This window comes from Planctomycetota bacterium, from assembly GCA_033763975.1.
Taxonomy (GTDB): Bacteria; Planctomycetota; Phycisphaerae; order Phycisphaerales; family UBA1924; genus RI-211.
In genome coordinates, this window is record JANRJM010000013.1 from 256,976 (window position 1) to 281,775 (window position 24,800).

Genomic DNA, 24,800 nt, shown 5'->3' on the forward strand with positions numbered 1-24,800 from the left:
CGTGCCGCAAGAACGACGCGGGCCGGGCGCCGGTCACGCCGGCTCCCAGCCCCGTCCGTCGACGCCCGGGAACTCGATGGTGCACGAGCCCGGCGCGACGCCGGTGATGTGGGCCTTGCCCTTCTCGTCGAGCGTGCCGCGGGCGACGCGGCCTTGGGAATCGGTCACGACGTAGCGCTCGCCGGAGACGGGCTTGTCGTCCTGGTCGACCATCTCGAGGTCGATCCAGGTGGTTTCTGGGATCTCGCCGGGCCCGCCGCCGGAGGTGCCGGAGAGGGCGGGCCCGCCCTCTTCGGGCGTGCGGGTGACGGGCTTGGTGCTGACCGAGCCGTACTTGCCGGACTGGGTCTCGCGCTGGACCTGCTTGATCGCCTCGACGGCGCCGGGGTCGGCGACGTCGGCCTCGTGGACCTCGGCGACGGCGGCTGGCGCGACGATGGACCCCATCTCGACGGATTCGGCGCTGGCCATGGTGATCTGCTCCCGTCTACTCCGAGCGAAGCGTAATCAGTATCCCGTGATTGAGGAGGACTTCGACGCGGCGCCAGCGCTGGTTCGGGTAGCCGTCGGTGTCGCCGGCCTGTCGCGCCCGTTCTTCGCCGTGCCAGAAGAGGTAGGTCTTTTCTTCGGAGATCTCGAGGTGGTCTCCCAGGATGTCCTTGATGGCCTGGTAGACGTTGAACGCGCGGAGGCGGGTGAGTTCGATGTTGCGTTCCTCGGTGTCCACGCGATCGGCGTGGGCGATGATGGTGAGGGTGCTGCCGGCGTCGGTGGCGGCCCGCAGCTCGTTGGCAAGAGCGATGCGGAGGAGTTGGCGTGCGTCGTCGGTGAGGAGGGCATCGCCGAGCCGGAAGTGCACCTCGGAGGCGCGCTCGCCCTCGCAGTAGTGATCGGTGCTGTCGGTGAGCACGCCGGGCTCGAGCACGCGCTCGTTCACCTGGCCGTTGGCGTGCAGGCGTCCGCTGGCGAGCGTGAGGACGTCGACCCCCCCGCCGATCTCCGACGACCAGGACCACCAACTGGAGAGATCGACGGCGAGCGGGGGCAGGTTTCCTCGGCCGTAGATCATCATCATCTGCGCGCCGCCGCCCCCGCCGATGCCGAGCCCGGCGTGCGCCCCGTTGCCGATGATGGAGAACGCACCGGGGAAGTCGTCGGGGGTCCAGTCCACGGCGGAGTACCCGGTGCCGTCGTTCATCTGGCCCATCTGGATGTTGGCGCCGAACCCTGCGCCGATCTGCCCGAACCACATCAGGTACTGGCGGCGCCAGACCTCGTCGCCGTTGGAGGCGATCTTGCGGACCGTGCACCCGCCGATGAAGCCGCCCAGGCCGATGAGGATGACCTCGCCTCCGAGCCCGCCGACGCCGAACTGGATGTCGTACCGGTGCCGATGTTCGGCGGACTGCTCCGAAGCGGAGGGAGACGCGGCGACAAGCCCGAGGTTTGCGCGCATGGCGGGCAGCTCTGATGCGCGGCTGCCCAGCCAGGGGATGGACGTCACCTGGATCGCCATGAGCTGCATCCAGTCAAGGTGTGAGCGAGAGACGCTGTTGAGCGTGACCCGCTGGGCGGAGAGAAAGAGCTTGGCGTAGAAGCGCACGAGGGGCATGTCGTTGGCGTGCCACCCCTCGGCCCCCTGGGTGGAGAAGACGTTGGCGAGGTACTCCTCGAGCGCACGGGCGCGCTCCAGCCGGTACTGGTCGCCCGCAACGCCGGGCTGGCCGGCGACCTGGCCGTAGCGGCGGAGGAAGGGCTCGATGTTCTCCGGGGAGAGCTGACGGCGCAGCCACGTCAGGTGGGTGCTGAACAGCGGGGCGCGTTCGAGCAGGCGGAACTCGGGGCGATCCTGCGGGATGCGCTCCAGGACGGCGTCGGACACAACGGGCATCTCGGCGACGAGCTTGAATCGAAGCGTGCCGGATTGCCCGGTGGCGCCGAGTCGGAACTCCAGCCCTCTGCCCCCGTCCACCGACGCGGACGCGATGATGCCGAGAACCTCGCGCGGGTTCGTGTATGCGCGGACCTCGAACGTGCCGTCCTCTTTCCGGTCCGCGTAGATGTGCGCGTACTGCTCGTCTCGCCGCGAGGCCATCAGCACCTCGACCATCCAGAGTTCGAGGCGCGTGCCGGCCTGGTTCACCATCAGGGTGAACGTCCCCAACTGCTCGTCCTCGCACTCGTACCGCCCGGTGAGGTAGGGCGTCGTGGGGTCGGGCGCTGGGGCGGCGAGCCATCGACGATGGCGGTACAGCGTGGCGCTCTGCACGGTGCGGGTGCGTCGTGGAGGCTCGGGCGCCATCCCGCCGCGGGGCGCGGGCTCAAAGGCGAAGGGGGTCTGCGCGGGATCGCCCTCGCCCTGCTGACGCCGCAGATCGGACAGCTTGCCCCCCGCCATGCCCCAGCCTCCACGATGCGCTCGCTCTGGCGAGGCCGCTAGTTCGGACGGACCGCCTCGGGAATCAGATCGTCGGACACCTTGTGCAGCTCAAGGAACGGAACGTCCTGGAACGGGGTGGCCCGCGTCCCGTCCGCGAGCTCGACCGTGAGCGTGTACGTCGCGTCCATCGGCATCCCGTAGAAGACGAGGCTGACACCCTGGTCGCCGGCGACGGCGTCGTCCTTGATGCTGCGCGTCGTGCGATACGGGCGGCACCCGCCGCTGCCTTCGAGCGTGAACGCCTCCTCGCTCGAGGAGACCTCCCCCGGCCGCAGGTCGAGGTAGAGCTCGAGGATGCCCAGGTCGATCGGCTCGCCCTTGCGCCGGAAGCGGGTGCGCTGCTCCACGGGCGCCGACTCGTCGCGGGGGCGGATGGGCGGGATGTGGAGGCGGTCGCCGGGGATGATGTTGCCCTTGTCCAGCCGGGCCTCGCGGACTGCCTCGTTCGCGTCATCGTCCCAGATGGTCTCCCAGATGTGCCCGTGGCACCAGGCGACGCTCTCGAGCGTGTCGCCCTCGCGGAACACAAACTCGCCGTCGCCGACGGGGGCGCGCTCGCGGGCGGGCGGGATGTAGATGATGCCCGGGTTGTCGTCCGAACTGAACATCCAGTTCTTGCCGTCGGGCGTGGCGCGGACGCAGCCGACGTTCTCCCGCAGGTACCAGTTCACCTCGGCGGGGCTGCGCGTGCGGAAGTTGAACTCGATGAGCGTCCACACGTCGGCGATGTTGTGGCGCCGGGCGACGGAGACGAAGCCGTCGCCGTCCTGCACGCGATAGCGGATCCCGCCGGGGGGGACGAACGTGCGGGGAAGCGGGTTCGACGGACGCCGCTCGATCGGCATGCGCTACGCCCTCTCCCACGCGTCCTGGTCGAGCCGCGGGAAGGTCACGGTGCACGTGCCGGGCTTGACGTACTCGATGCGGGCGAAGCCCTTCTCGTTGAGCGTGCCGGTGGCGACCTTGTTGTCGGAGGTCGTCACGCGGTACGACTCGCCCGGGACGGGGTTGTCGTCCTCGTCAACGAGTTCGATCTCGATCCACGTCAGCGGCTCGTCCGGGGCGGCTTCCTCCGGCGGGACGGGGCGGACCGGCTCGGTCGGCACCGAGCCGTACTTGCCCGACTGGGCCTCGCGCTGTTCCTGCTTGAGCGCCTCGACGGCGCCGGGGTCGGCGACGTCGGCCTCCTGCGCCTCGGCGATCGCGGCCGGGGCCACGATCGTGCCCATTTCCACGCTCTCAGCCTTCGCCATACAGGCCCCCTCGCTCGCGTACCCGCGCGGCATGAGTCTACCACGCGGGTGCGGTTGGGTGAACGGAATCAGGGGGTGGGCTTGGGCGGATCGGGCCACATCTTGGAGTCGACCTTCTGGTTGTTCTCGACCTCGTCGATGTCCGCGCTGGAGACCTCGACCCCCACGCAGGCCAGCACGCGCGTGCCGCCGGGGAACGAGCCCCCCGCCGTGCCAGAGGGTCCCCCCGGGCCGGCGTCGTCGCCCAGCAGTTCGTCCTTCAGCTTGCCGAAGTCGGTGTCGAGCCCGATATTCATGCCCTCGCCGAGCTTGTCCTTGACGTTCTGGACCTTGTCCTTCGTCTTCTTGACCTCGTCCATCTTCTTCTTGGCGTCGCCCATCATGGCCTTGACGGGCGAGATGGCGTTGGTGGCGGCCCCCATGGCCTTCCCGAAGAGTTCGTCGAAGAGCAGGTCGTAGACCGGCAGCAGCGTGTCGCGCACGACGAGGGCTGTGAGTTCGGGCAGGCGGGCGAGCAGGACCTCCATGGTCAGGCTGCGCTTGTCGCGGGCCCCGTCGATGGCCGCTCGCAGCCGGTCGCCCATGTTCTGCATCGCGAGGTCGAGGATGGGCTCGAGGTACTGCCCGAACTTGTCGCGCATGAGGTCGCGGCCTTTCTCGAGGAAGGCCTTCTTCGTGAGCTGCTGCCCCTGGATCGTGAACAGCCCGCCCGGGCTGTCCTGCAGGAACGCGAACTTCTCGACCAGGATGTCGAGCAGCGTGTCGAAGAACCACTCGCGCCCGAGCTTGCGCAGCGATTCCTGCTGGAAGTCCATCGTGAGGCCCGCGCTCATCGCGCGCTTCAGGATGAACTGCAGGAGCGCGATGCTGCGGGGCGCGATCTTCTCGACCGCCTTGGTGACAAAGCCCGGCAGCGAATCGACGCCCACGCCCTTGGCCATGGCGGCGCAGAGCAGCGGGACGATCTTCTGGCGGCGCCGGAGCTTGCCGTCGGGCAGGCGCTTGTCGATGACGCCGCTCGTGAACGCGCCGAAGATGGCGTCGAGCGACGGATCGCCCGGGCCGCCGGGGAGTGGCGCCTCGGGCGAGAGGAAGTCCTTGACCTTCTGGATCTTCTCGTCGACGCTCTTGCGCGTGTCCTCGACCTTCTTCTTCGCCTTCTCGACCGCCTCGTTGGCCTTCTGGATCGCCTTGGCGACCTCGTTGTCGGGCTTGTCCTTGGTCGAGTTGTCGGGCGGGGCGGGCGGCTCGCCCGGCTCGGGCGGGGGCGGGGGGAACCAGACGTGGAACGTGGGCACCGCCCGGGCGCGGATGGACTTGATGGTGAGCGCGTGGCTGTGGAACTCGACCGCGTCCTCGTACTCGTCGCGCAGCGCCAGGTACATCGACAGGTAGATGTCGAAGGGCTTGGCGACGATCTTCTGCACGATGGTGGCGCCCTTCATGACGCCGCCCCCGACGCCCCCCACCGCGCTGCCCACGCCGTCGCTGACGGCCCCGAGCGTGTTGCCGAGCGCGCCGCCCGGGCCACCCCCGCTCTTGTGCTCCAGCGCCTGCGTCGCGAGCTGGGCGATGCAGTCCTGGTAGTTCGCGCGCGCCTTGTGCAGATCGACCCCGGCCTTGTGGATGTCGGGGTACTTCGCCTGCTCGGCGTTGAACGTCGTGCCCGCGCTCGTCACGCGGTTCAGCAGCTCGTCGAGGCGCGAGGCGTCCAGGCCCGTGGAGCCGCTGCCCATCAGCACGTCCACCGCCGCCCCGGCCATCCCCATCGCGCCCTGCGCGTCGGCGTGCTCCTTGAAGATCGCCTTCGCGCTCGAGATCGACCCGTGCAGGTGCAGCGCCTCGCGCGCCAGACCGTCGCGGAACATGACGGCGTGGGCGAGGGCGTCCTTCGCGTGGTGGAAGCGCAGCGCGCTGTCCTCGTGCGTGCGCCCGAAGTGCACGAACTCGGTCGGCGCGTCGTTGCCCAGGCGGTTCTGGTCGTTCCCCGAGCCCTCGGCCTTTGGCGAGATGTTCCCGCTCACCTTGGGGTCGGGGTCGACGAGGGATTCACCGATGTGGAAGACGGCCTCGACGTCCGACGCCTGCTGGGCGTTGCCGCCCAGGGCGCTGGTCGCCGTGTCGATCGCTGAACCGATGGAATCGAGCATGCTGGGTCTCCGCGCGTGGGCCTAGACGTGTTTCTCGTCGATGGTGCGCAGGGTGGTCTGGTCGGCCTCGCCGGTGATGGGCAGGGCGTACTTCTCCTGGAACGCGCGGATGGCGGCGACGGACTTGGCGTCGGTGAGGTTCCCGCTGCTGCCGCAGGCGAAGCCCATGTTGTTCAGGCGCTGCTGCGCGCCCGTGGGCGTGTCCCAGGGGTCGAGCGCGCCGACGGTGATCGGGTACACCTCTTTGCCGTTCTTGAGGCGCAGTTCGCCCTGGCGGGCGTTGGGCGGGATGTCGATCTCGATCTTGCCGTCGCCGTCGGTGCTGCCCGTGATGTGCTTGCCGTCGAGCACGAGGACGAAGGGCTCGTCCGCGCGGGGCGAGCCCAGGCGGGTGAGGCGCAGCTTGAGCTGCGCGGGCACGCCCTTGCGCTTGAACTCGTGGCGGGCGCCGGTGGCGCGGGTCTCGTCCTTGCGCGTCTTGGGCGGGATGACGACGACATCGCCGGCGGCGATGATGTTCGGGTCGCCCCGCTTCTCGCGGAGCTCGGTGTTGTCGGCGTGCTCCCAGACGGTCTGCCAGAAGTAGCCGCGATCTTCGGCGATGCTCGTAACGCTGTCGCCCCGATTGGCGGTGACCTGTTCGGACGGCATGAGAACGTCTCCTCTCCGGGGGGGTTATCCGGGCTCCCAGGCTTCGGCGTCGAGGCGGGGGAACGACACGGTGCAGGAGCCTTCGTCGATGCCCTCCACGCGGGCGACGCCCTTCTCGTCGGTCGTGCCGCGGAACACGGTGCCCGCGGGGCACGTGATCTCCCACGTCTCGCCGGGGATGGGGTTGTCCTTCTGGTCGGTCAGGCGCAGCTCGATCCAGCCGGTCTTCTCGGGGTCGCGCCGGCCCTGGATGACCTGCGTCTGCACCGATGTCAGGGCGGCGGCGGCGAGCTCGCGCGCGGTGCCCTGCAGGGTGCTCACCTCGCCGGTGGTGGCGTCGGCGGCGGGCTGTGCCTCCGCCGGTGCGGCCGGGGCGACGGCCGACCCCATCTCCGTGCTTTCTTTGCTGGCCATGGGCAATCTCCGCTAGCAGGACGAGAGGACATACTGGACCCATTGGCGGGTAAGCCGCTGGATGCCGGCGTTGCGGTAGGCGGGCTCGTGCTGGACGTTGGGGGCGTCGAACTGCTTGAACGCAGAGAAGTCGATGGTGCCGGACGCGGGGAGCGGGGTGGTGAGCGAGTCCGGGAAGAGGCCGGCGCCGCTGAGGCGGGGGACGGTCTCGTCGCCGTGCGGGCCGTGCCCGACGGGCGCGGTGGAGGGCGCGCCGGGGATGGTGGGCGTGGGGTTGAAGCCGCGCCGGGAGAGATCGCGGGTGGCGTCGAGAACGACGGTGCGTCCGGAGGGATCGGTCGCGGAGTGGATGACGACGGCCCCGCCGCGCCCGGCGGAGTAGGCGTTGGTCTGGTAGGTGACGGGCGGGCAGTCGAAGTGGATGGTGTGGTCGGTGCCGAGCCCGGTGCCGTAGAACGCCCAGGTGCGGTCCTCGAACTTCCACGACCCGAGTTGGGCGTGGAAGTTCTCGATCCCGCTGATCCGCGTGTTGAGGTTTGTCTGCACGACCGCGGGGAGCGAACTGCGGACGATCCCCGGCGGGCGGGCGGTCTCGGCGCGCCGGAAGACGTTGTACACGCTCTCGGTGACGGCGTGGACGGTGGCGCGCGACTCTTCGAACTCGGTCCAGGTGATCATCCCAGCGCCCGCGGCGGCGCACGCGTCGCGCAGCAGGTTGCCGGGGAGCAGCTGCATGGGGCCTGGGCAGCGGCTGAGCATGGTGCTCATGTCTCCCGCGCCCGGGCCGATGATGTTGCGGAAGACCCAGGCCTCAAACCCGCTGCCGTCGACGGGGGAGAAGACGCCGGTGACCATGCGCCGGTAGAGGAGCGGGCCGCCGGTCGCGGGCTGCACGCCGTGGAGCACGGCGACGGTCTTGTCGCGCAGGGCGGAGCACTGCTGGAGCGCCATGCGGGTGACGAGCCCGCCCATGCTGTGCGTGATGAAGATGCACTTGTCGGTCTCGGCGTGCCCGAGGAGCCCGGAATCGCCGAAGCGGTCGGCGTCGAAGAGCGCGCGGCGCCCGCCGGAGCTCTGGGAGACGCCCAGCACGTCGGCGGCCATCTGCAGGCCGATCTGCGCGACGGGCTGTCGCCAGTCGTAGCCGTAGGCGTAGACGGGGGTCTGGTTGGAACCGAAGGACCATCCTTCGGCGACCTCGAGGAAGGCGCCGTAGGAGGCCCATCGCACGCCGCCCCATCCGCGGGCGACGCGGGCGTCGTGGTTGGTGGAGAAGTCGTCGGCGGGCTCGCGGATGATGACGCCGCGCTTCGAGAAGTCGAGCAGATCGCGCTTCTCGGTGCTGTTGGCCCAGGCCCACCCGAGCATGTTGGTGATGGGGCGGTCCGGGTCCCAGGCGTCGTCGTCCTCGGGGAGCGCAATGCGCGAGCCCATGACCCCGTGGACGAAGATGATCGCCACGCGCTGACCGGCGAGGCGGTTGCTCCCGTCGCGGCAGATGGTGGGCCCGCCGTTGGTCATTCGTCCTCGCCCCCCGGCGACACCGCGATGCCGCCGATGATCGACGCGAGATCCGCTTCGAGGCGCGCGCGGGCGTCGGGGGGCGCCTGCCCGCTCAGACGCACCTGCACCGCGTCCTCGACGGTGACGACGGCGAACGCGACGATCGGGCCGGGAGCGGCCATCTCGGTGTCGATGGTCTGCCCGATCGTGACCGGGCCGGATCGCTTCACGCCCCGGAAGGTGCTGGTCGTCGCGTCGGGGTCGGTGTCGAGCGAGGCGGGCCTGGGCACGCGCCGGGCGAGCTCGGGGAACTGCTTCGACACGACCCGGGCCGCGTCCATGCGCCAGGACACGCCCGCGCCGGGATCCTCGAACGTGTAGGGGGTGCGGCGTGAGAGACCCTTGGGCACGGCCATGCGGAACTCGACGAAATCCCGCACGCGCTCGAAGCCAGCGGGCACCGCGCCGGGGACCTTCGTGCCCACGCGGACCGAGGCCAGCATGGGGTCGATGAGCGGGCGCACGCCCCGCCCGCTCAGGCGGAGCAGCGCGTAGCGCTGGTGGCGGAGTTGGAGCACGAGGGCGGCGAACTGCTGGGTGCGTCCCTTCTCGGTGAACTCATACACCGTGAGGAAGGCGGGGCGCTCGTCGAGCGCGCGGGGCTCGCGGACGAGCACCTTGGCCGCCCCCTGCGTGACGTCGAGCGCGGCGTCGTGCTTCTCGCCGGCGATGGCGTCGGGCGACTCGGCGGGATCATCGAAGCGCGAGACGACCAGTCGCCGGGATTCGTCGCTGAAGACGAAGCGCGTGTTCTCGACATACCCCGGCGGGATGGTCGCCCGCGCGGGGCCGAGGTCCAGGATGGAGGGCGGGGGCGGCATGATCTACGACTGGTGCTCGCTCTTGATCTTGTCGCGGGTGGCGGCGTCGACGCGCCCCGTTTCGGGGAGCGACATCTTCTTCTGGAACACACGGACCGCGCTCTGGAACTCGTCGCAGCGGGTGTTGTCGATCGGGCCGTGGTAGTACCCGAGGTTGCGCAGGCGCCCCTTCTGGCCCGACACGGTGTCGGCGGGGTCGAGATGCCCGAGCTGGAGGTGGATCTCCTCGGGGGGCTTGCCCTGCGGGCGGAGGGTGAGGCGGGCGTCGCGCGCGCCCGGGGGGATGGGCGCGCGGACCCAGCCGTCGGCGTCGGTCTGGCCGTCGGTCGATACGCCGTCGATGACGAGGGTGTAGGGGATGTCCGCGCGGGGCTCGCCGTTGAACTCGATGCGGACGTTGAGCTCGCTGGGGACGCCCTTGCGCCGGAAGCGGTGCTTCTGCTCGGTGGCGCAGGATTCCTGCTTCTCGCGGAGGGCGGGGACGAAGACCTCGTCGCCGACGAGGAGCACGTTGGGGTCCGCACGAAGTTCGCGAAGGGCCTGGTTGTCCGGGTGGTTCCAGACGGTGTCGGGGAAATGCCCGGCGCGCACGGCGATGCTCGCGATGCACTCGCCGGAGATCACCCGGTGCGTGGTTCCTTCGCTCGGCACGGCGTGCGGGTTCCTTAGCCGACGGTGATGGAGCCGCCCTTGACGGTGGTGGACGCGCCCCCGTCGAGCGTGGCGCTCGACCCGCCCTTGAACTCGGCGCTCGACCCGCCCTCGCAGGTGAGCGACGAGCCCCCCTTGAGCTCGGCGGAACTGCCGCCCTCGAGCTTGAGCTCGCTCCCCGCCTCGCCCGTGATGCTGCTCTCGCCGTTGATGGTGATGTCGGTGGAGACGATGTCGATCGAGCTGGAATCGATGGCGATGTACGAGCTGCCGACCTGCAGCGTGATGTTCGTGGAGCCCTCGAGCACGATCTTGTCGGCCTGGATCGAGAGCTTGCCGGAGACGGCCGTGCTCATCGCCCCGCCGAACTCCTCGATCACGTCGCCCGCCACGCTGAGGGACTTGCTCCCGGCGATCTCGACGGCCTCCTTGCCCCCGACCTTCACGTTGCGGTCGTTGGCGATCTCCTCCTTGAGGTCGTTGTCGATCAGGCGGCTGGTGTCGTGCTTGATGTGGATGACGTGGTCGTTCTCCACGATGTCGTGCCGGTCGTGCAGCACCGTCACGAACATGTCGTTCTTCACGCGCAGGTCGAAGTTCTTCTCCGCGTGCATGAAGATCTGCTCTTCGCCCTTCTTGTCCTCGAAGCGCAGCTCGTTGAAGCCCTCGCCCCCCTTGCTGCTGTTGGTCTTGATCGTCGACATCGTCTTGTTGTCGGGGAGCGCGTACGGGGGCATGTTGTCCTTGTTGTACAGGCGCCCCGTGATCACCGGGCAATCCGGGTCGCCCTCCAGGAAGTCCACGATGACCTCCTGCCCCACGCGCGGCAGGAACAGCGCCCCCCAGCGCTTGCCCGCCCAGTTCTGCGACACGCGGACCCAGCACGAGCAGTTCTCGTCGGCCTTCTCCTTCCAGTCCCAGTGGAAGTGCACCTTCACGCGACCGAACGCGTCCGGATCGGTGAAGATCTCCTCCCCGTCGGGGCCGACGACGATCGCCGTCTGCGGCCCGGCGACGTGGGGCCTGGGGGTGGTGCGCGCGGGGCGGAACTGCACGTCCGCCGGGATGCACGTGAACGCGCTCTGGAACACGCCCTCGCCGTCACCGGACTTGCCCATCTCGTACTCGTCCACCTGCACGCTGCACGACACCGACGTGCAGACGTACTCCGCGTTGCGGCTGGCCAGCGGGTAGTCGGTGAGCGTGAACTTGCTCCCCGCGGTGATCCCCCGCACGTTCCCCACAAGCCGCGTCACGACGTGCTGGCACGCGAGCTCCTCGTTCCGGATCGCCGCGTACGTCTCGCCGTCCGCGAACTCCTTGTAGCGCCCGGGGAAGTCGAAGATCTCGAACGCCGCCTGCGGGTGCTGCTTGGGGTCCTCACGCTTCACGTACAGGTTCTTCGTGGGGGCGGTGAAGTCGAAGTCGATCATCGCCGTGGTCCCCGGCTGCACCTGATGCTCGACGGACAGGTCCCACACCCGCTCCTCCCCCACCGACGAGGTCTCGTCGCCCACGTACTTGACCTCCGCGTAGTGCTCGTTGGGCTCGTGGCGCGCGGGCGTGTCGTTCAGGATCATCGTGTGCTTGCCGTTCTCGTGCTTGAACCAGTAGTAGATGCCCTCTTCCTCCAGCAGGCGGCTGATGAAGTTGAACGAGGTCTCGCGGTACTGCACCACGTACTCCCGCTCCGCGTACGTCCCCGTCGTCTTGAACTCGTAGTCCGTGAACTTGAGGTCGTCGAAGACCTGCTTCACGATGTCGGGCACGCTCTTGTTCTGGAAGATGCGGCATCCGGCGGCCCGCGTCAGGAACCACAGCCACGGGACCATCGTCGCGCGGAACTTGTTCGACGCCTCGTCCCCCTGGTACTCCTCCTGCGAGAACCGGGCGATGAACCCGTTGATGAACCGGTTCTCGCCGTTGGGAAGGTTCACCCGGATCGTCACGTTCCCGCCGAGGATCGCGTTGGGGTCGATCTCCCCCTGCTCGCTGCGCAGCTCGAGGTGCGCCACGAACGGGCGCCCCAGCTCCTCGGTCATCGAGAAGCCCTGCAGCAGCAGCACGTCGTCCGCCAGCGGGGTGCTGATGCCGATCGCGCGGTTCGCCTGTGTCCACTTCGCCATCGATCCTCACCTCCGCCCGCGCGCCTCGCGCGGATCAAACTTGCGTCTGTTCACGGTTCCTCGGGGGGCAACTGCTGCAGGTTGCGGTACGCCCCGCTGGGGATGTAGAGCAGGCGTTTGGGATCCCCCACCGACGGCCTCTCCACGCTCGCCGGCACGCGCCCCTTCACCCGGAACGCGCGCGCCTTCGCGTGGAACCCCACCCCGCTGTTCTGGTACATGAACAGCCCGCCGAACTGTTTCTGCTCGATCTCGACGATCACCGACCCCACCGGCACGATCTCCTGGACCGGCGCCGGGGGCGCTTCCGGGGGCAGGCGCAGCAGCTGGCTGTACATCGTGCGCGGGATGAACAGGCGGCGACCCTGCTCACGCCGCGCACCCGCCGCCTTGAGCGCCACCACCGTGCCCTTTACCTTGTACCCCTGCGCCTGCACGTGCGTGCCCACGCCCGAGTCCTTGTGCACGAACCACCCGCCCATGCCCGATTCGGCCGTCGCGATCAGCAGCGTGTCGGCCTTCAGGCGCTCGGGCATCACCGAGTCTTCGAGGTTCATGTCCTCGAGCACCCGCTGCACCAGCGCGTTGGGCCCTTCCTCCACGATCGGATCGGCGGCGTCGGTCTCGGCCATGAACTCCAGCGTGGTGCGCACGTTCCGCGTCACCTGGCTCTTCATGCCCTTGCTGAACCGCTGCTTCGCGTCGCCCTGCGAGTTGCCCCCCGTCGACATGTACGAGCGGACGACGTCCTCGCCGATCGCCCCGCCGCCCGCTTCCGACGTCCCCATCGCGCGCGACACCGGCGAGATCGACGGGCACTTGCCCATCGTGAGGATGCAGAACGCCGCCTGCGGGCCCACGCGCACGATCACGCGCGCGAGGATCCGCACCGCCTCCTCCAGTTCGTGCCAGGAATCCGCCTTCCACATGAGCGTGACAAGGCGGCTGACGTCCGGCGCGACCTGCTGCAGCGTCGTCGACTGCGCCACCACGCCCGCCGCCGACGCCATGCTCGGCACGAACGTCTCGGCCCCGCCCCCGAAGATCTCCCCCACGATGAGCGCGATCGTGCGGGGCGTGCGGAGCTGGTCGACCAGCAGGCGCCACTCGTCCGAGAGGTACGCCCGCACGCGGGTCACGACGTACGAGACCTTCGAGGGCACGTCGCCGGGCACGCCCCCCCCGCCCGAGGAGGCGATGCGGAACGACGGGGTGAACACCCCGAGGTCCAGCCCCGGCGTGCCCTCGTTGCCCAGGATGACGATCCCTCCCCGCATGGCCGCCCCACTCCCTCGCTGCTACTCGAACGAGTACTGGAACTCGCTGTCCTTGACGCCCACGTGCACCTTGTGCACGCCCCGACCTTCCATGAGGCGCTCGAGCAGCTCGCGCCCCACGACCGGCAGCATCTGGCGCGTGATGATCGCGTCGATCGCGCGCGCCCCGCTGTCCAGCTCCGTCACGCGGCTCACGATCAGGTCTTCCACCGCCGGGTCGTACGAGAACGGCACCTTGTGCCCCTCGCGCACGCGCTGGCCCACGCGCGAGAGCTGCAGCGTGATGATCGCCCGCATCATCTCGTCGCTGATGGGGTAGTACGGCACGATGTTGAGCCGCCCCAGCAGCGCGGGCGGGAACACCTTCAGCAGGGGCTCCCTGATCCCCTTCACCAGCCCCTCGGGGTCCGGGCGCAGCGAGGGGTCCTTGCACATCTTCATCACGAGGTCCGTGCCGACGTTGCTCGTCAGCAGGATGATCGTGTTCTGGAAGTTGATGTCGACGCCCTCGCTGTCCTTCATCATGCCCTTGTCGAACACCTGGAAGAAGATCTCGTGCACGTCGGCGTGCGCCTTCTCCACCTCGTCCAGCAGCAGCACGCTGTACGGGCGCCGGCGCACCGCCTCGGTCATCACCCCGCCCTTGCCGTACCCCACGTACCCGGGGGGCGAGCCCATGAGCAGCGACACCTTGTGCGCTTCCTGGTACTCGCTCATGTTGATCGTGATGAGGCCCTGCGGCCCGCCGTAGAGCGCCTCCGCGAGCGCGATCGCCGTCTCGGTCTTGCCCACGCCCGAGGGGCCCACGAGCAGGAAGACGCCCACGGGGCGCCCGGGGTTGTCCAGCTTGGCCCGCGCGAGCTGGATGCGCTGCGCGATCGCGTCGAGCGCGTGGCGCTGGCCGATGACGCGCTTCTCGAGCGTCGCCCCCAGCGTCAGCACCGTCTTCATCTCGTCGCGCACCATGCGCCCCAGCGGGATGCCGGTCCAGTCCGACACCACGCCCGACACCGCCTGCGCATCGACGCTGGGGGTCATGAGCGGGGATTCGCCCTGGAACTCCGCGAGCTGGGCCTTGAGGGCCGTCAGCTCGTCCTTGATCTTCGCGCGCTCCGCGTCGCTCAGCTTGGGCTCGGCCGACGCCTTGGCCGCCTCGGGCTTGGCGGCATCGCCCTTGGCCCCGTCCGCGCCGGGCGCGGGCGCGAGCTTGCCCCGCAGGTCGAGGATCTTCGCGACGATCTCCTTCTCTTTCGCGTAGCGGGCCTCGAGCGCGTCGAGCCCCTTCTGCTCCATGGCGATGGTCTCGACGAGTTCCTCGCGCCGCTTGGCGTGGTCGCCCCCGGTGCGGATTTCCTTGTCGACGATCGCGAGCTCGCGGTTGAGCCCGTCGATGCGCTTGCGCAGGTCGTCGATCTCGCCGGGGGTCGCGTGCAGGCTCACCGCGACGCGGGCGCACGCGGTGTCGATCAGGCTCACGGCCTTGTCGGGGAGTTGGCGTCCCTGGATGTACCGCTTGCTGAGCTTGACGGCGGCCTCGAGCGCCTCGTCGAGCACCTGCACCTTGAAGTGCTTCTCCATGACGTCGGCGAGCCCGCGGATCATGAGCAGGCACTTGGCCTCGTCGGGCTCGTCGACCTTCACGACCTGGAATCGCCGGCTCATGGCCGGGTCCTTCTCGATGTGCTGCTTGTACTCGCTCTGGGTGGTGGCGGCGACGGTGCGGAGCGTGCCGCGGGCCAGCGCGGGCTTGAGCAACTGGGCCGCGTCGCCCGTGCCCGCCGCCCCGCCCGCGCCCATGAGCGAGTGCGCCTCGTCGATGAACAGGATGATCGGGCGCGGGCTCGCCTGCACCTCGTCGATCACCTGGCGCAGGCGGTTCTCGAACTCGCCCTTCATGCTCGCCCCGGCCTGCAGCAGGCCCACGTCAAGCTCCAGCAGACGGACGTCCTTGAGCTGCGGCGGCACGTCGCCCTTCACGATGCGCTGCGCGAAGCCCTCGACGACCGCCGTCTTGCCCACGCCCGCCTCGCCGGTCAGGATCGGGTTGTTCTGACGCCGGCGCATCAGGATGTCGATGCACTGGCGGATCTCCTCGTCGCGCCCGACGATCGGGTCCTGCTTGCCCGAGCGCGCGTTCTCGGTGAGGTCCTTGCAGTACTTGCCCAGGGCCTCCTGCTTGCCCAGCTGCGCGGGCGCCATCGCGCCGCTCGCCTCGCCGGGCGCGCCCGAGATCCCGCGATCGGCGGCGGCGGCCATGACGGCCTCGGGGCTCCCGTCGGTGATCTTCGCGAACTGCTCGGCGAGCTGCTCCGCGTTCACCTTCAGGAACTGCTTGGAGATCCCGAAGAGCACCTTCTTGAGGTCGTCGTCGGAGGCGAACGCGAGCACGACGTGCCCGGTGCGGATCGAGTGTTCGCCGTACTTCAGGGAGGCGAGGGTCCAGGCCTTTTCCACGCCGTGCACTAGGTGCGTCGCGAGATCGGGCGAGCCCTGGGTATCGCCCCGGATGCGGTCGAGCGCACCCTGGGTGTCGGCGACGAGCTGGCCGACGTCGAGGTTGAAGGCCTTGATGATCTTGTGCAGGTCCGAGTCCTGCGTCTGCATGAGCTGGTGCAGCCAGTGCACGAGCTCGACGTACGCGTTGTTCCGCAGCTTGCAGAACGTGACGGCGCCGTCGAGCGCCTTGTACCCCACCGCGTTGAGCTTGCCGAACAGTTTCGCCCGAGGAATGCCCGCCATGCCACGTTACTCCAGAAGTTGAGGGTCGCCGGTCGAGTCGGACGCGGCCTTCCCCGTGAAGCCTGCCTTCAGCGCGTGCTCCTGATCACCAGTTCGTCCCGATCTTCGGTGTTCTCGCCGCAGCGCACCCACGTCGTCCATCCCAGGCGTGCGTCGCCCCCGAGTCGCGTGGGGGGAACCTCGGACGCCTTCAGCGCGAGGACGGCTTCCCACGAGAACTCATCGCCCAGGTAGTTGCGGATCCACGCGTCCAGCCGGCGGGCCGCCCGCCCGTCGGGCAGCAGACGCTGGTAGTCGGCGAGGGACATCGGCCCCAGGCGGATGCGGAACATGCCCTGGCAGTCCCACACGCGGTTGCCCGCGACGATCATCCCGCCCGACGTCGTGCCGAGCGTGGAGGACGGGCCCGGCGCGCCCAGGCGGCACCAGTACTGCTCGGGAAGGTCGAGCCAGCGCCCGGCGAACTCCTCGACCTCGACCTCGACGCCGAAGTACTTGGAGAGGATGGCGCACAGGCCCTCGGGGCCGCGCCCCGGCGTGGCGAGGCGCCCGGAGAAGTGCAGCTTGCCGATGTCGGGCACCGCGTCGCGCAGGCGGGTTTCCTCGCCCCCCAGCCCGAACAGCGAGCCGACGTACACCGCGTAGCGGTCGGCGTCGCCCGCCAGATACCGATCGCGGGTGGCGTCGTCGAGCTCGTCGGCGTTCTCCACCGGCAGCGCGCGGTCGTAGCTCGCGGGCATCTGGCTCGCGGCCCACGAGCGGTAGAAGAGCGACACCATGCGGTGGTTGAAGACGTCGAGGAACCGCGAGAACGTGCGGTCCTTGAAGTGCAGCTCGCGCTGCAGGGCGTGCTCGGTGAAGTGGAGCGGGAGCGGGCCCATCGGGCCCAGCAGCCCCAGGAAGTGCACGAACAGGCGTGCGGGGGCCGTCGACTTGGGGAAGTGGAACTGCGACACCGTGCAGGGCGGGAACGCCAGCGTGGGCTCCTGCGCGAAGCGCACGGGGTCGTCCGACGCGCGCGACGACGCGCCGAAGCCGGGGAACTCCGGGTGCAGCGCCTCGATGCGGCGTGCCAGCGCGAAGAAATCGTGCCCCCACGCCCGAACGTTCAGCCGGTCCCACAGGTCCTCGCGCTCGGCCCGGTCGATCGGACGGCGCGTCTCCGCCGGTGCGTGCTCGGGCTCCGGCTCGGCGCGCAGCAACTCCTCCAGCGGGTCGGGGGCGCCGTTCGCGCCCGGACCCGGCGCGCCGGGGCTCCGGCCTCCCGTGCCCGCGCCTAGAGGACCGGGCGTTGTCCGACCTTGGCGGCCCACCGCATGATCTCCCCGCGTTCTTCCGAGCGGATCACCGTCTCGGTGAACGAGTTCATCGACACGTACCTCGCGAAGAACTGCTCCAGCACGGCCCCGAGCGCGAACACGCCCGTGCCCTCGAACTGTGCCTCGTCCAGCGTCACCGTCACTTCCAGCCCGCGCGCGAACGCCACGACGCCCGGCGTGGGCACGCGACGCGTGATGCCCCGCGTCTGCACGCCCCGCACGCCGTCGATCTGCTTGCGGATCACCGGGTCGCCCACATCGCCGTACAGACGCAGCAGCGCCCGCAGCGCCGCCGCCCCGCGCCCTTCGTCGGGCGTGATCTGCCCGTCGCCGTCGCGGTCCTCGTCCGTCAGCGACAGGTAGTTCAGCGCGAGGTGGCTGATGAGCCGCCACCCGGTCTCGCCCTCGGCGTGGCTGCCCCGGGGCGGGGTGGGGCCCGCCACCACCCGCACGGACTCCACCGGCGCGCCCGAGTCGAGCGCGAAGTCGGTCTTGCCCTTGCCCACCGGCATCTGCAGCGGCAGGTCGCGGTTCGTGCACATCGTCTCGATCGCGAGCTGCTTGAGATCGGTGGAGTACGGGGCCGCCTGCGCGTCCACGAGCGCCACGTACACCTCGCCCCCCGCGTAGCTGCTGCGCGAGCCCTGCCGGCGTTCGCGCTCCGTGAGCGCCCGCGGGACGCGGTGGGTGGCGAAGTACGCGCCCGCCGTGCCCGGCCCGCCGTCCACGTCCGTCGCCGCGTAGAACGGGCGGAAGACCCGCTCGTCGTCGCTCTTGAGCCCGAACCCCGTCACCGACCGCACCGAGTGCACCTCGTAGTCCAAGGGCTTGGTCCGGTCCGGCACGACCAGGAACTCGTTCGACCGGTCCGAGACGTAGATCCGCTCGGCCCGGCGGGGGAACAGGTTGACCGCCGGCGTGCAGTGCAGCGCGAACGTCCCCGCGTCGATGGCGCCTTCGAGGTCCGCGTTCTCCGCGCTCAGCGGGATGATCACGTCGAGCAGCGCCGACTCGCAGCGCGCCAGCGCCGGCGCCAGCCCGCTCAGCCGCACGAACCCGAACCGCGCGGGGAACGCGAAGTACTCGTGCAGGAGGCGATACCCCTGGAAACTCCGCGCGTCGTAGGGCAGCAGCGCCTCCTTCGCGCCGAACCCGACGCGCGAGATCGCCTCCGGGCCCAGGTTCACCTGCCAGGCGCCGGCCCGCATCCCGCTGGGCACCGGGCGGATGATGACGCCCCGCGCGTGCGCGAGCATCTGCTCGTACACGCGCCACGGCGTCGCGTCCGCCCCGCGCAGGTAGATCGTCAGCGATGGGAGCTTGATCTTGTGGAACGACAGGCCCGCCGTCGTGCGCAGGCGCAGGCGCAGGGCGGCACGGACGCCCGTCCCCCCGCGCGCCCGCGTCACGTCCGCCTCGGGCGCGCCCCACACGCGGGCCAGCTCCAGCGTGCCCACGTCACGCGTGTAGTACTGGGCCTCGATGACCTCCACCGGGCTGAGCGTCACGTCGTGCGCCGTGCGGAACTCGCACGCCGTCATGTCCTTCGCGGGCATGCCCCGCAGCACCGTGCCCCGGGGCACGAGGTACCCGTCCGCGAGGCCCGCCTCGCCCCGGTCGGGCTGCAGCTGCACCACGCACATCGAGGGCGTGGGCGCGAGGTAGTGCGGGTAGACCGTCTCGAGCAGGTTCTGCGTGAAGCGCGGGAACTCGGCGTCCAGCTTTAGCTGCACCCGGGCCGCCAGGAACGCGAACCCCTCCAGCAGGCGCTCGACGTACGGGTCCACGCACGGGAAGTCCTCGATCGCCAGACGTCCGGCGATCTTGGGGAACTCGTGCGCGAACTCCTTCGCCACCGTCTGCAGGTGGCGCAGCTCGCGGTCGTAGTAGCGGATGAGGCGGCGGTCCATGCGCGTCGCCGGGCGATCGTCAGCCCGTGCCCTCCCGGACCTCGCAGCGGCCCGTTTCCATGTCCACGTCGGTCCGCACGAACAACGCCTCGGGCATCGGCAGCGGGCACAGCTCCCCGGCGATCTCGAACGTCAGGTGCCACCCCTCCTGCGACGACGCGCTCCGCACGTTCAGCGTCGACGACGTGATCCGCGGCTCGAACGCCTGGATGGCCCCGTACACCATCTGCTCGATCCGCACCGGCGACAGCCCCGCCGACGCCAGCCCCGTCAGGTCCGGCATCCCGTAGTTCAGCACGCTCTTCGCCACCAGCGGGTACTGATGGATCTCGTCGCCCGTCGGGCGGCTGGCGGCGTTCAGCAGCCACTCCAGGTCGCGCAGCACCGCCGTCCGCAGGTTGCGCATCGACATCACCCGCTTCTCGCGCGATTCGGTCCGCACCGTCGGCTCGTCGTCCATCAGGCGGTCCAGCAGCGACGGCTGCAATCGCTCCGATGTCGTGAGTTCCGCCATCCGACCCGCTCCTTGCTACTCGGCCTGCGGCACGCTCTCGACCGGTGCGTGCGGGCCGTCGATCCGCACCGCCCGGCACGTCAGCAGCGCGTACTCGCCCGCGTCGGTGTTCAGCATGCGCTGCCCCAGCGGGCCCTCCCAGCCGCCCCGGTCCCCGAACTCCGTACGCCGCCCCAGACGCAGCCCCGCGTCGTGGCGGGCCAGCTCCGACCCGGGGTACCGCGCGGGGATGAGCACGACCTTTTCGCCCCCGGCGCTCAGCACCATCTGCCCGGGCAGCCACACGGTGTCGCGCAGGTCGGTCGGGGGTTCCAGGCGGAGCAACTGCACGCGGTTCCAGGGCACCCAGTAGTACTTCCCGTCGACCAGCGCCTCGAACATCGGGCCCATGGTCTCGTCCAGGTCCGCGATCCACTCGAACCGCTGCGTCTGCGTCCGCCCTTCCTCGGGCCCGATGTCGATCTCGCCGGCCGACGTCGGCGCGTCCTCGAGCGCGCGGGCGCGCAGATCGCTCGCGGCGGCGTGATTGCCCTGCCCCGCCAGGGCCGCCGCCTGCACCATCATGCCGATCCACGCCTCGGGCTCACCCAAGATGAGCGGGCTGCGGCGCCCGGCGAAGACATCCTCGCGGAACTTCTCGCAGAGGATGGCGGCGCGGTACATCTGCCCCATGAGCGCGTTCTCGGCGTTCATCTCCGCCGCCACTTCGAGCTGCGTCAGCGCCCGGTCCCACTGCCCCATCACCGCGAGCACCTGGAAGAGCATGACGCGCAGCTTGGGGTCCGCCGGCGCGGAGCGCACCCCCCGCTCGGTCTGGGACAGACAGTCGTCGAGGCGTCCGGCCTTGAGGAGTTCTTCCGGCGTCACGCGCGCAGCCCCCATTCCCTGGCCCGCGCCGATGCGCGGGCATGCCAACAGAAAGCCCCTCGCGGGGAGGCATCCCCGCGAGGGAAACTGGTTGTGTCATGCCGCTCGAGCGGCCGAACGGATCAGGCGACCGTGTGCGTGTTGAGCTTCTGGTTGAAGGTGACCGTCTTGTGCGCGCCGCCCGCGCCCGACTCGGTCTGAACCTGGTAGTAGATGCTCATCTCTTCCGCGGTCATGCCGACGTTCTCCGTCGGGATTTCGTCGCCCGACGAGCCGCCGGAGGCCTCGACCTTCGTGATGACCACGTTCTTCATCGTGATCTTCAGGAACTCCAGCGGCTTCGCGTCGCCGCTGGACTTGCGCACCACGAAGTCCGCCTTGGGCGAGGTCTTGCCCGTGCAGCAGCGGATGAACATCTCGGGCGAGCCGAGGTGCACCTTCTGCGAGAACGTGAACTCGTTCAGGTTCGCCTTGCCGGCGGTCAGACCGCCGCCCGACGACGCCGCCGACGTCTGCGTCACGCCGTAGCCGAAGGACAGCACGTCGATCCAGTTCGCGTGCGTCGAGTCCATCGCCTCGCCCGTGATCCCGTCGATTTTCAGAAATGCGTCAACTGCCATAGCCGCTTCTCCTTACCTTCCGACACCCGGAGAGGAACACCCTCTCCTTCAAGTTCCCGCGCCGGGGAACACCCCCGACGCGGCCGACAAACCACCCGACACGGACGGAGCGACACTCTCCGCCCGATACTCACTTCTTCTGCGACGGCAGCTTGCTCACCAGACGCAGCGACACCGTCAGGCCTTCCAGCTGGTAGTGCGGCCTCAGGAAGAACTTCGACGAGTAGTACCCGGGGTTCCCCGGGATCTCTTCCACCTTGACCTCCGCCCCCGCGAGCGGGTGCGTCGCCTTGTAGGTCTCGGTCGAGTTGGCCGGGTCGTAGTCCACGTACTGGTTGATCCAGTCGTTGAGCCACTTCTGCATCTGATCCGGGTTCGAGAACCCGCCGATCCTGTCGCGCACCATGCACTTCAGGTAGTGCGCGAACCGGCACGTCGCGAACAGGTAGGGCAGGCGCGCCCCCAGGTTCGCGTTGGCCGTCGCGTCCGGGTCGTCGTACTCGGCCGGCTTGTGGAGGCTCTGGGCGCCGACGAACACGGCGTAGTCCGTGTTCTTCCAGTGCGACAGGGGCATCAGCCCGTTGCGTGCCAGTTCCGCCTCGCGGCGGTCGCCGATGGCGATCTCGGTCGGGCACTTCATGTCCGTCCCGCCGTCGTCGGTCTTGAAGGTGTGCACCGGCAGCCCGTCGACCATGCCGCCCGACTCGGCCCCGCGGATGCGCGAGCACCAGCCGTAGAGCTTGAACGCGCGGGTGATGTTGACGCCCATGGTGTACGCGGCGTTCATCCAGGTGAACTTGTCGTGCTTGGCGCCCTCGGTGTCCTCTTCGTAGACGAACTCTTCCACCGGGTTGTTCTTGGGGTCGTACGGCGCGCGGGCGAGCACGCGGGGCATCGTGAGGCCGATGTACCGGGCGTCCTCGCTCTCGCGCAGGCTGCGCCAGGGCGCGTACTCGGGCGTCTGGAAGATCTTCGTCAGGTCACGCGGGTTCGAGAGCTCCTGCCAGCTTTCCATGCCCATGAGGGTGGGGCCGGCGGCGGAGATGAATGGCGCGTGCGCGGACGCGGCGATCTGCGCCATGCCCGCGAGGATCTCGACGTCCTGGGCCGTCTGATCGAAGAAGTAGTCACCGATGATGGCGCCGTAGGGCTGCCCGCCGGGCATCCCGTACTCCTCTTCGTAGAGCTTCTTGAAGAGCGGGCTCTGGTCCCACGCCGTGCCCTTGAACTTCGCGATGGTCTTCGACAGGTCCTTCTTGGAGATGTTGAAGACGCGGATCTTGAGGGACTCGTCGGTCTCGGTGTTGCTGACGAGGTGGTAGAGCCCGCGCCACGTGCCCTCGAGCTTCTGGAAGTCGGCGTGGTGCAGGATCTGCGTCACCTGCTGGGTGATCTTCTGATCGATCGCCGCGATCATCGCCTCGATCGACTTCACGGAGTCGTCGGAGATGAGCTTGGTCGAGTCGAGCGCCTGTGCCGCGAGCGTGCGGACGGCGGTCTCGATCGCGTCCTTCGCGGTCGACGTCTTGGGTTTGAACTCTTTCTGCAGGAGTGACTCGAGATCGCCCCCGTCGAGCTGGATGCTGCTCAGCCCCTGTGCTTGTGCCTCGGCCATCGGTCGCTTCCTCCACGCTCGGGCGGGTTCCGCCCGGCCGTAGTTCCTGTCTCGAACGCCGCCCCCGCCCCCCCCGGGCGCCCGGCGGCCTGCCGCGCTTTACCCCTCGGCCGGCTTGGGAGCCGCCGCCAGACTCTTGAGCAGTTCCGGGTCCGACAGCACCTTGTTCAGCAGCGCTTCGGCCCCGCCCTTGCCGTCCATGTACGTGAGCAGGTTCGCCAGCTGGGTGCGCGCCTCGAGCAGGCGGGCCAGCGGCTCGACCTTCTTCGCCACCGCCGCGGGCGAGAAGTCCTCCATGCTCTCGAACGTGATGTCCACCGGGATGTTGCCCTCGCCCGTCAGCGTGTTGGGCACCTGGAACGCCACCCGGGGCTTCGCGCTCTTGAGACGCTCGTCGAAGTTGTCGACGTCGATCTCCAGGAACTTGCGATCCGCCACGCCCGGCAGCGCGTCCGCCGGCTTGCCCGACAGGTCCGCCATCACGCCCATGACGAACGGCAGGCTCACCTTCTTCTGCGCCCCGTACAGCTCGAGGTCATACTCGATCTGCACGCGCGGCGCGCGGTTGCGAGCGATGAACTTCTGACTGCTTGCCTTGGCCATGTGCGACCCCTTGAGTCACTCAACCCGCGACCGCCAAACCTTCTCCACGCGCTCCCCGGCCCCCGGACCGGACGACATCCCGCGCGTGCTGCGACATTCCGGGTGTTCGTTCACTGTACCAGAGCGTCCCGCGACGCACCACCCCATCCCCCTCGGATCTCGACTCCCCTACGACTGCGCGTTCGACGTCGCCGTGTCGATCACCTGCACCACGTCCGGCGGGAGCACCCGGGTAATTGCCCGGAAGTCCCGCCCGATCATCAGCTTCGCCAGGGTCGCCACGTACGGCACCGGGCTCGACGGCTCGGTCTCCTCGAAGTACTTGATCACCTTCTCCAACGCCGCCACCGCCTCGTCCCGGCTCGTCACCTCGCCCGACAGCCCCGCCCGACGGACCACCACCGTCTCGCCCGACTCCGTGACTTCCACCGTTTCGATCGTGGTCTGTTCGGAACCGGATCCGTCCGGCGAGAGGCGGCGTCGGATCGCCGTTGACGCGTCCTTCAGGATCGTCTTGAGGTGCATCACGTCGGGCCCGATGCCCGGCCCGCACTTCTCGGAGAACGCGCTCGAGATCACGTCCAGCGACGCGCTCGCTTCTTCCGCGGCCTGGGCGATCGCCTCCAGCCGGTCGCGGTCCGTTTCCGCCGTTTCCGCGAACGCGCCGTCGATCATCGAGATCGTGATCTTCTCGGCGCCCTCCTGCCCGGGCTGCGCCGACCCGCCTCCGGCTTCCTTGAGCGTTCCGGCGGCGACCGCCACGTCCCGGAGCGAGAACTTCCCCAACTGGCGCGACTCGCAGATCGGGCAGTCGTACACCCGGTCGAGCAGGCGGGTCTTGTCGCCGTACGTCGCCATCGGCGTGGCGATCGCGCCGATCGCGTTCACCCGCTCGGTGGGGTCGTTGTTGTCCTCGGCGTCCAGCACGGGCCAGACGGTGTCCCAGTACTGGGTGAGCCACACCTCGATGACCTTCAGCCCGTCGCGCAGCCCGGCGTAGCCCTCCAGCCGCACCGCCGCGACGGTGAGCAGCACGCCCAGGCGCAGGTGCCGCCCCCGCCCCAGCAGCTCGACGCACTTGTCGCGGATCTCGCGCCAGTCGGGCTCCTCGGCCGCGATCACGGTGGTGCCGACCTGGCGCTCTTCGCTTCCCTCGGCCAGCCGCTCCAGTTCGAGGTACGCGCGATCCCAGCGGAGGTTCTCCCCGCACGGGTTCTCGCCCTCGAGCGGGCGGGTCAGACTCTCGATGTTGATTAACGCCACCGCT

General features: G+C 69.4%; 21 protein-coding genes. All 21 read right to left on the reverse strand.

Annotated features, from left to right (window positions below):
* Positions 1–33: 33 nt before the first annotated feature.
* The 21 genes from SFY69_08460 to tssA all read right to left on the reverse strand — a co-directional run bounded on the left by SFY69_08460 (position 34) and on the right by tssA (position 24,796).
* Positions 34–471 (reverse strand): hypothetical protein, encoded by a 438-nt coding sequence (locus SFY69_08460; GenBank protein ID MDX2132070.1) that lies wholly within the window; start codon positions 469–471, stop codon positions 34–36.
* A 16-nt stretch (positions 472–487) separates the two neighbouring features.
* Positions 488–2,398, reverse strand: a complete 1,911-nt coding sequence (locus SFY69_08465) for an OmpA family protein (GenBank protein ID MDX2132071.1) — start codon at positions 2,396–2,398, stop codon at positions 488–490.
* Positions 2,399–2,436: 38 nt separating this feature from the next.
* On the reverse strand, positions 2,437–3,285 hold the full coding sequence (locus SFY69_08470) for a LysM peptidoglycan-binding domain-containing protein (GenBank protein MDX2132072.1): 849 nt from the start codon (positions 3,283–3,285) through the stop codon (positions 2,437–2,439).
* A 3-nt stretch (positions 3,286–3,288) separates the two neighbouring features.
* The gene (locus SFY69_08475; GenBank protein ID MDX2132073.1) at positions 3,289–3,693 is read right to left on the reverse strand and encodes a hypothetical protein; all 405 of its coding nucleotides are present in this window, start codon (positions 3,691–3,693) and stop codon (positions 3,289–3,291) included.
* A gap of 68 nt (positions 3,694–3,761) precedes the next feature.
* Positions 3,762–5,843 carry a hypothetical protein gene (locus SFY69_08480; protein ID MDX2132074.1) on the reverse strand — a complete coding sequence of 694 codons (2,082 nt, stop codon included), beginning with the start codon at positions 5,841–5,843 and terminating at the stop codon, positions 3,762–3,764.
* A gap of 21 nt (positions 5,844–5,864) precedes the next feature.
* The gene (locus SFY69_08485; protein ID MDX2132075.1) at positions 5,865–6,494 is read right to left on the reverse strand and encodes a peptidoglycan-binding domain-containing protein; all 630 of its coding nucleotides are present in this window, start codon (positions 6,492–6,494) and stop codon (positions 5,865–5,867) included.
* 24 nt (positions 6,495–6,518) lie between these two features.
* Complete coding sequence (locus SFY69_08490; GenBank protein MDX2132076.1) at positions 6,519–6,908, reverse strand: hypothetical protein; 390 nt, start codon at positions 6,906–6,908, stop codon at positions 6,519–6,521.
* A gap of 12 nt (positions 6,909–6,920) precedes the next feature.
* Positions 6,921–8,429 (reverse strand): hypothetical protein, encoded by a 1,509-nt coding sequence (locus tag SFY69_08495; GenBank protein ID MDX2132077.1) that lies wholly within the window; start codon positions 8,427–8,429, stop codon positions 6,921–6,923.
* The gene (locus SFY69_08500) at positions 8,426–9,292 is read right to left on the reverse strand and encodes a hypothetical protein (protein MDX2132078.1); all 867 of its coding nucleotides are present in this window, start codon (positions 9,290–9,292) and stop codon (positions 8,426–8,428) included. Before SFY69_08500 ends, SFY69_08495 begins: the two co-directional genes overlap by 4 nt.
* Positions 9,293–9,295: 3 nt before the next feature.
* Positions 9,296–9,943 (reverse strand): peptidoglycan-binding domain-containing protein, encoded by a 648-nt coding sequence (locus tag SFY69_08505; protein ID MDX2132079.1) that lies wholly within the window; start codon positions 9,941–9,943, stop codon positions 9,296–9,298.
* Between the two features lie 14 nt (positions 9,944–9,957).
* A complete protein-coding gene (gene tssI / locus SFY69_08510) occupies positions 9,958–12,069 on the reverse strand; it encodes a type VI secretion system tip protein TssI/VgrG (protein MDX2132080.1) in 2,112 nt (703 codons plus the stop codon).
* Between the two features lie 50 nt (positions 12,070–12,119).
* Positions 12,120–13,346, reverse strand: coding sequence for a hypothetical protein (locus SFY69_08515; protein ID MDX2132081.1), 1,227 nt, complete (start codon positions 13,344–13,346; stop codon positions 12,120–12,122).
* Positions 13,347–13,367: 21 nt separating this feature from the next.
* On the reverse strand, positions 13,368–16,085 hold the full coding sequence (tssH, locus tag SFY69_08520) for a type VI secretion system ATPase TssH (protein ID MDX2132082.1): 2,718 nt from the start codon (positions 16,083–16,085) through the stop codon (positions 13,368–13,370).
* A gap of 68 nt (positions 16,086–16,153) precedes the next feature.
* Positions 16,154–17,398, reverse strand: coding sequence for a type VI secretion system baseplate subunit TssG (gene tssG, locus SFY69_08525; protein ID MDX2132083.1), 1,245 nt, complete (start codon positions 17,396–17,398; stop codon positions 16,154–16,156).
* Complete coding sequence (gene tssF, locus SFY69_08530; protein MDX2132084.1) at positions 17,362–19,314, reverse strand: type VI secretion system baseplate subunit TssF; 1,953 nt, start codon at positions 19,312–19,314, stop codon at positions 17,362–17,364. Before tssF ends, tssG begins: the two co-directional genes overlap by 37 nt.
* A gap of 19 nt (positions 19,315–19,333) precedes the next feature.
* Positions 19,334–19,828 (reverse strand): type VI secretion system baseplate subunit TssE, encoded by a 495-nt coding sequence (gene tssE / locus SFY69_08535; GenBank protein ID MDX2132085.1) that lies wholly within the window; start codon positions 19,826–19,828, stop codon positions 19,334–19,336.
* A gap of 15 nt (positions 19,829–19,843) precedes the next feature.
* Positions 19,844–20,695, reverse strand: coding sequence for a type VI secretion system accessory protein TagJ (locus SFY69_08540; protein ID MDX2132086.1), 852 nt, complete (start codon positions 20,693–20,695; stop codon positions 19,844–19,846).
* Positions 20,696–20,817: 122 nt separating this feature from the next.
* Positions 20,818–21,315: a type VI secretion system tube protein Hcp gene (locus SFY69_08545; GenBank protein ID MDX2132087.1), complete on the reverse strand. Its 498-nt coding sequence runs from the start codon at positions 21,313–21,315 to the stop codon at positions 20,818–20,820.
* A gap of 130 nt (positions 21,316–21,445) precedes the next feature.
* The gene (tssC, locus tag SFY69_08550) at positions 21,446–22,930 is read right to left on the reverse strand and encodes a type VI secretion system contractile sheath large subunit (GenBank protein MDX2132088.1); all 1,485 of its coding nucleotides are present in this window, start codon (positions 22,928–22,930) and stop codon (positions 21,446–21,448) included.
* Between the two features lie 99 nt (positions 22,931–23,029).
* Positions 23,030–23,533, reverse strand: coding sequence for a type VI secretion system contractile sheath small subunit (gene tssB / locus SFY69_08555; protein ID MDX2132089.1), 504 nt, complete (start codon positions 23,531–23,533; stop codon positions 23,030–23,032).
* A gap of 168 nt (positions 23,534–23,701) precedes the next feature.
* Positions 23,702–24,796 carry a type VI secretion system protein TssA gene (tssA, locus tag SFY69_08560; GenBank protein MDX2132090.1) on the reverse strand — a complete coding sequence of 365 codons (1,095 nt, stop codon included), beginning with the start codon at positions 24,794–24,796 and terminating at the stop codon, positions 23,702–23,704.
* Positions 24,797–24,800: the final 4 nt, after the last annotated feature.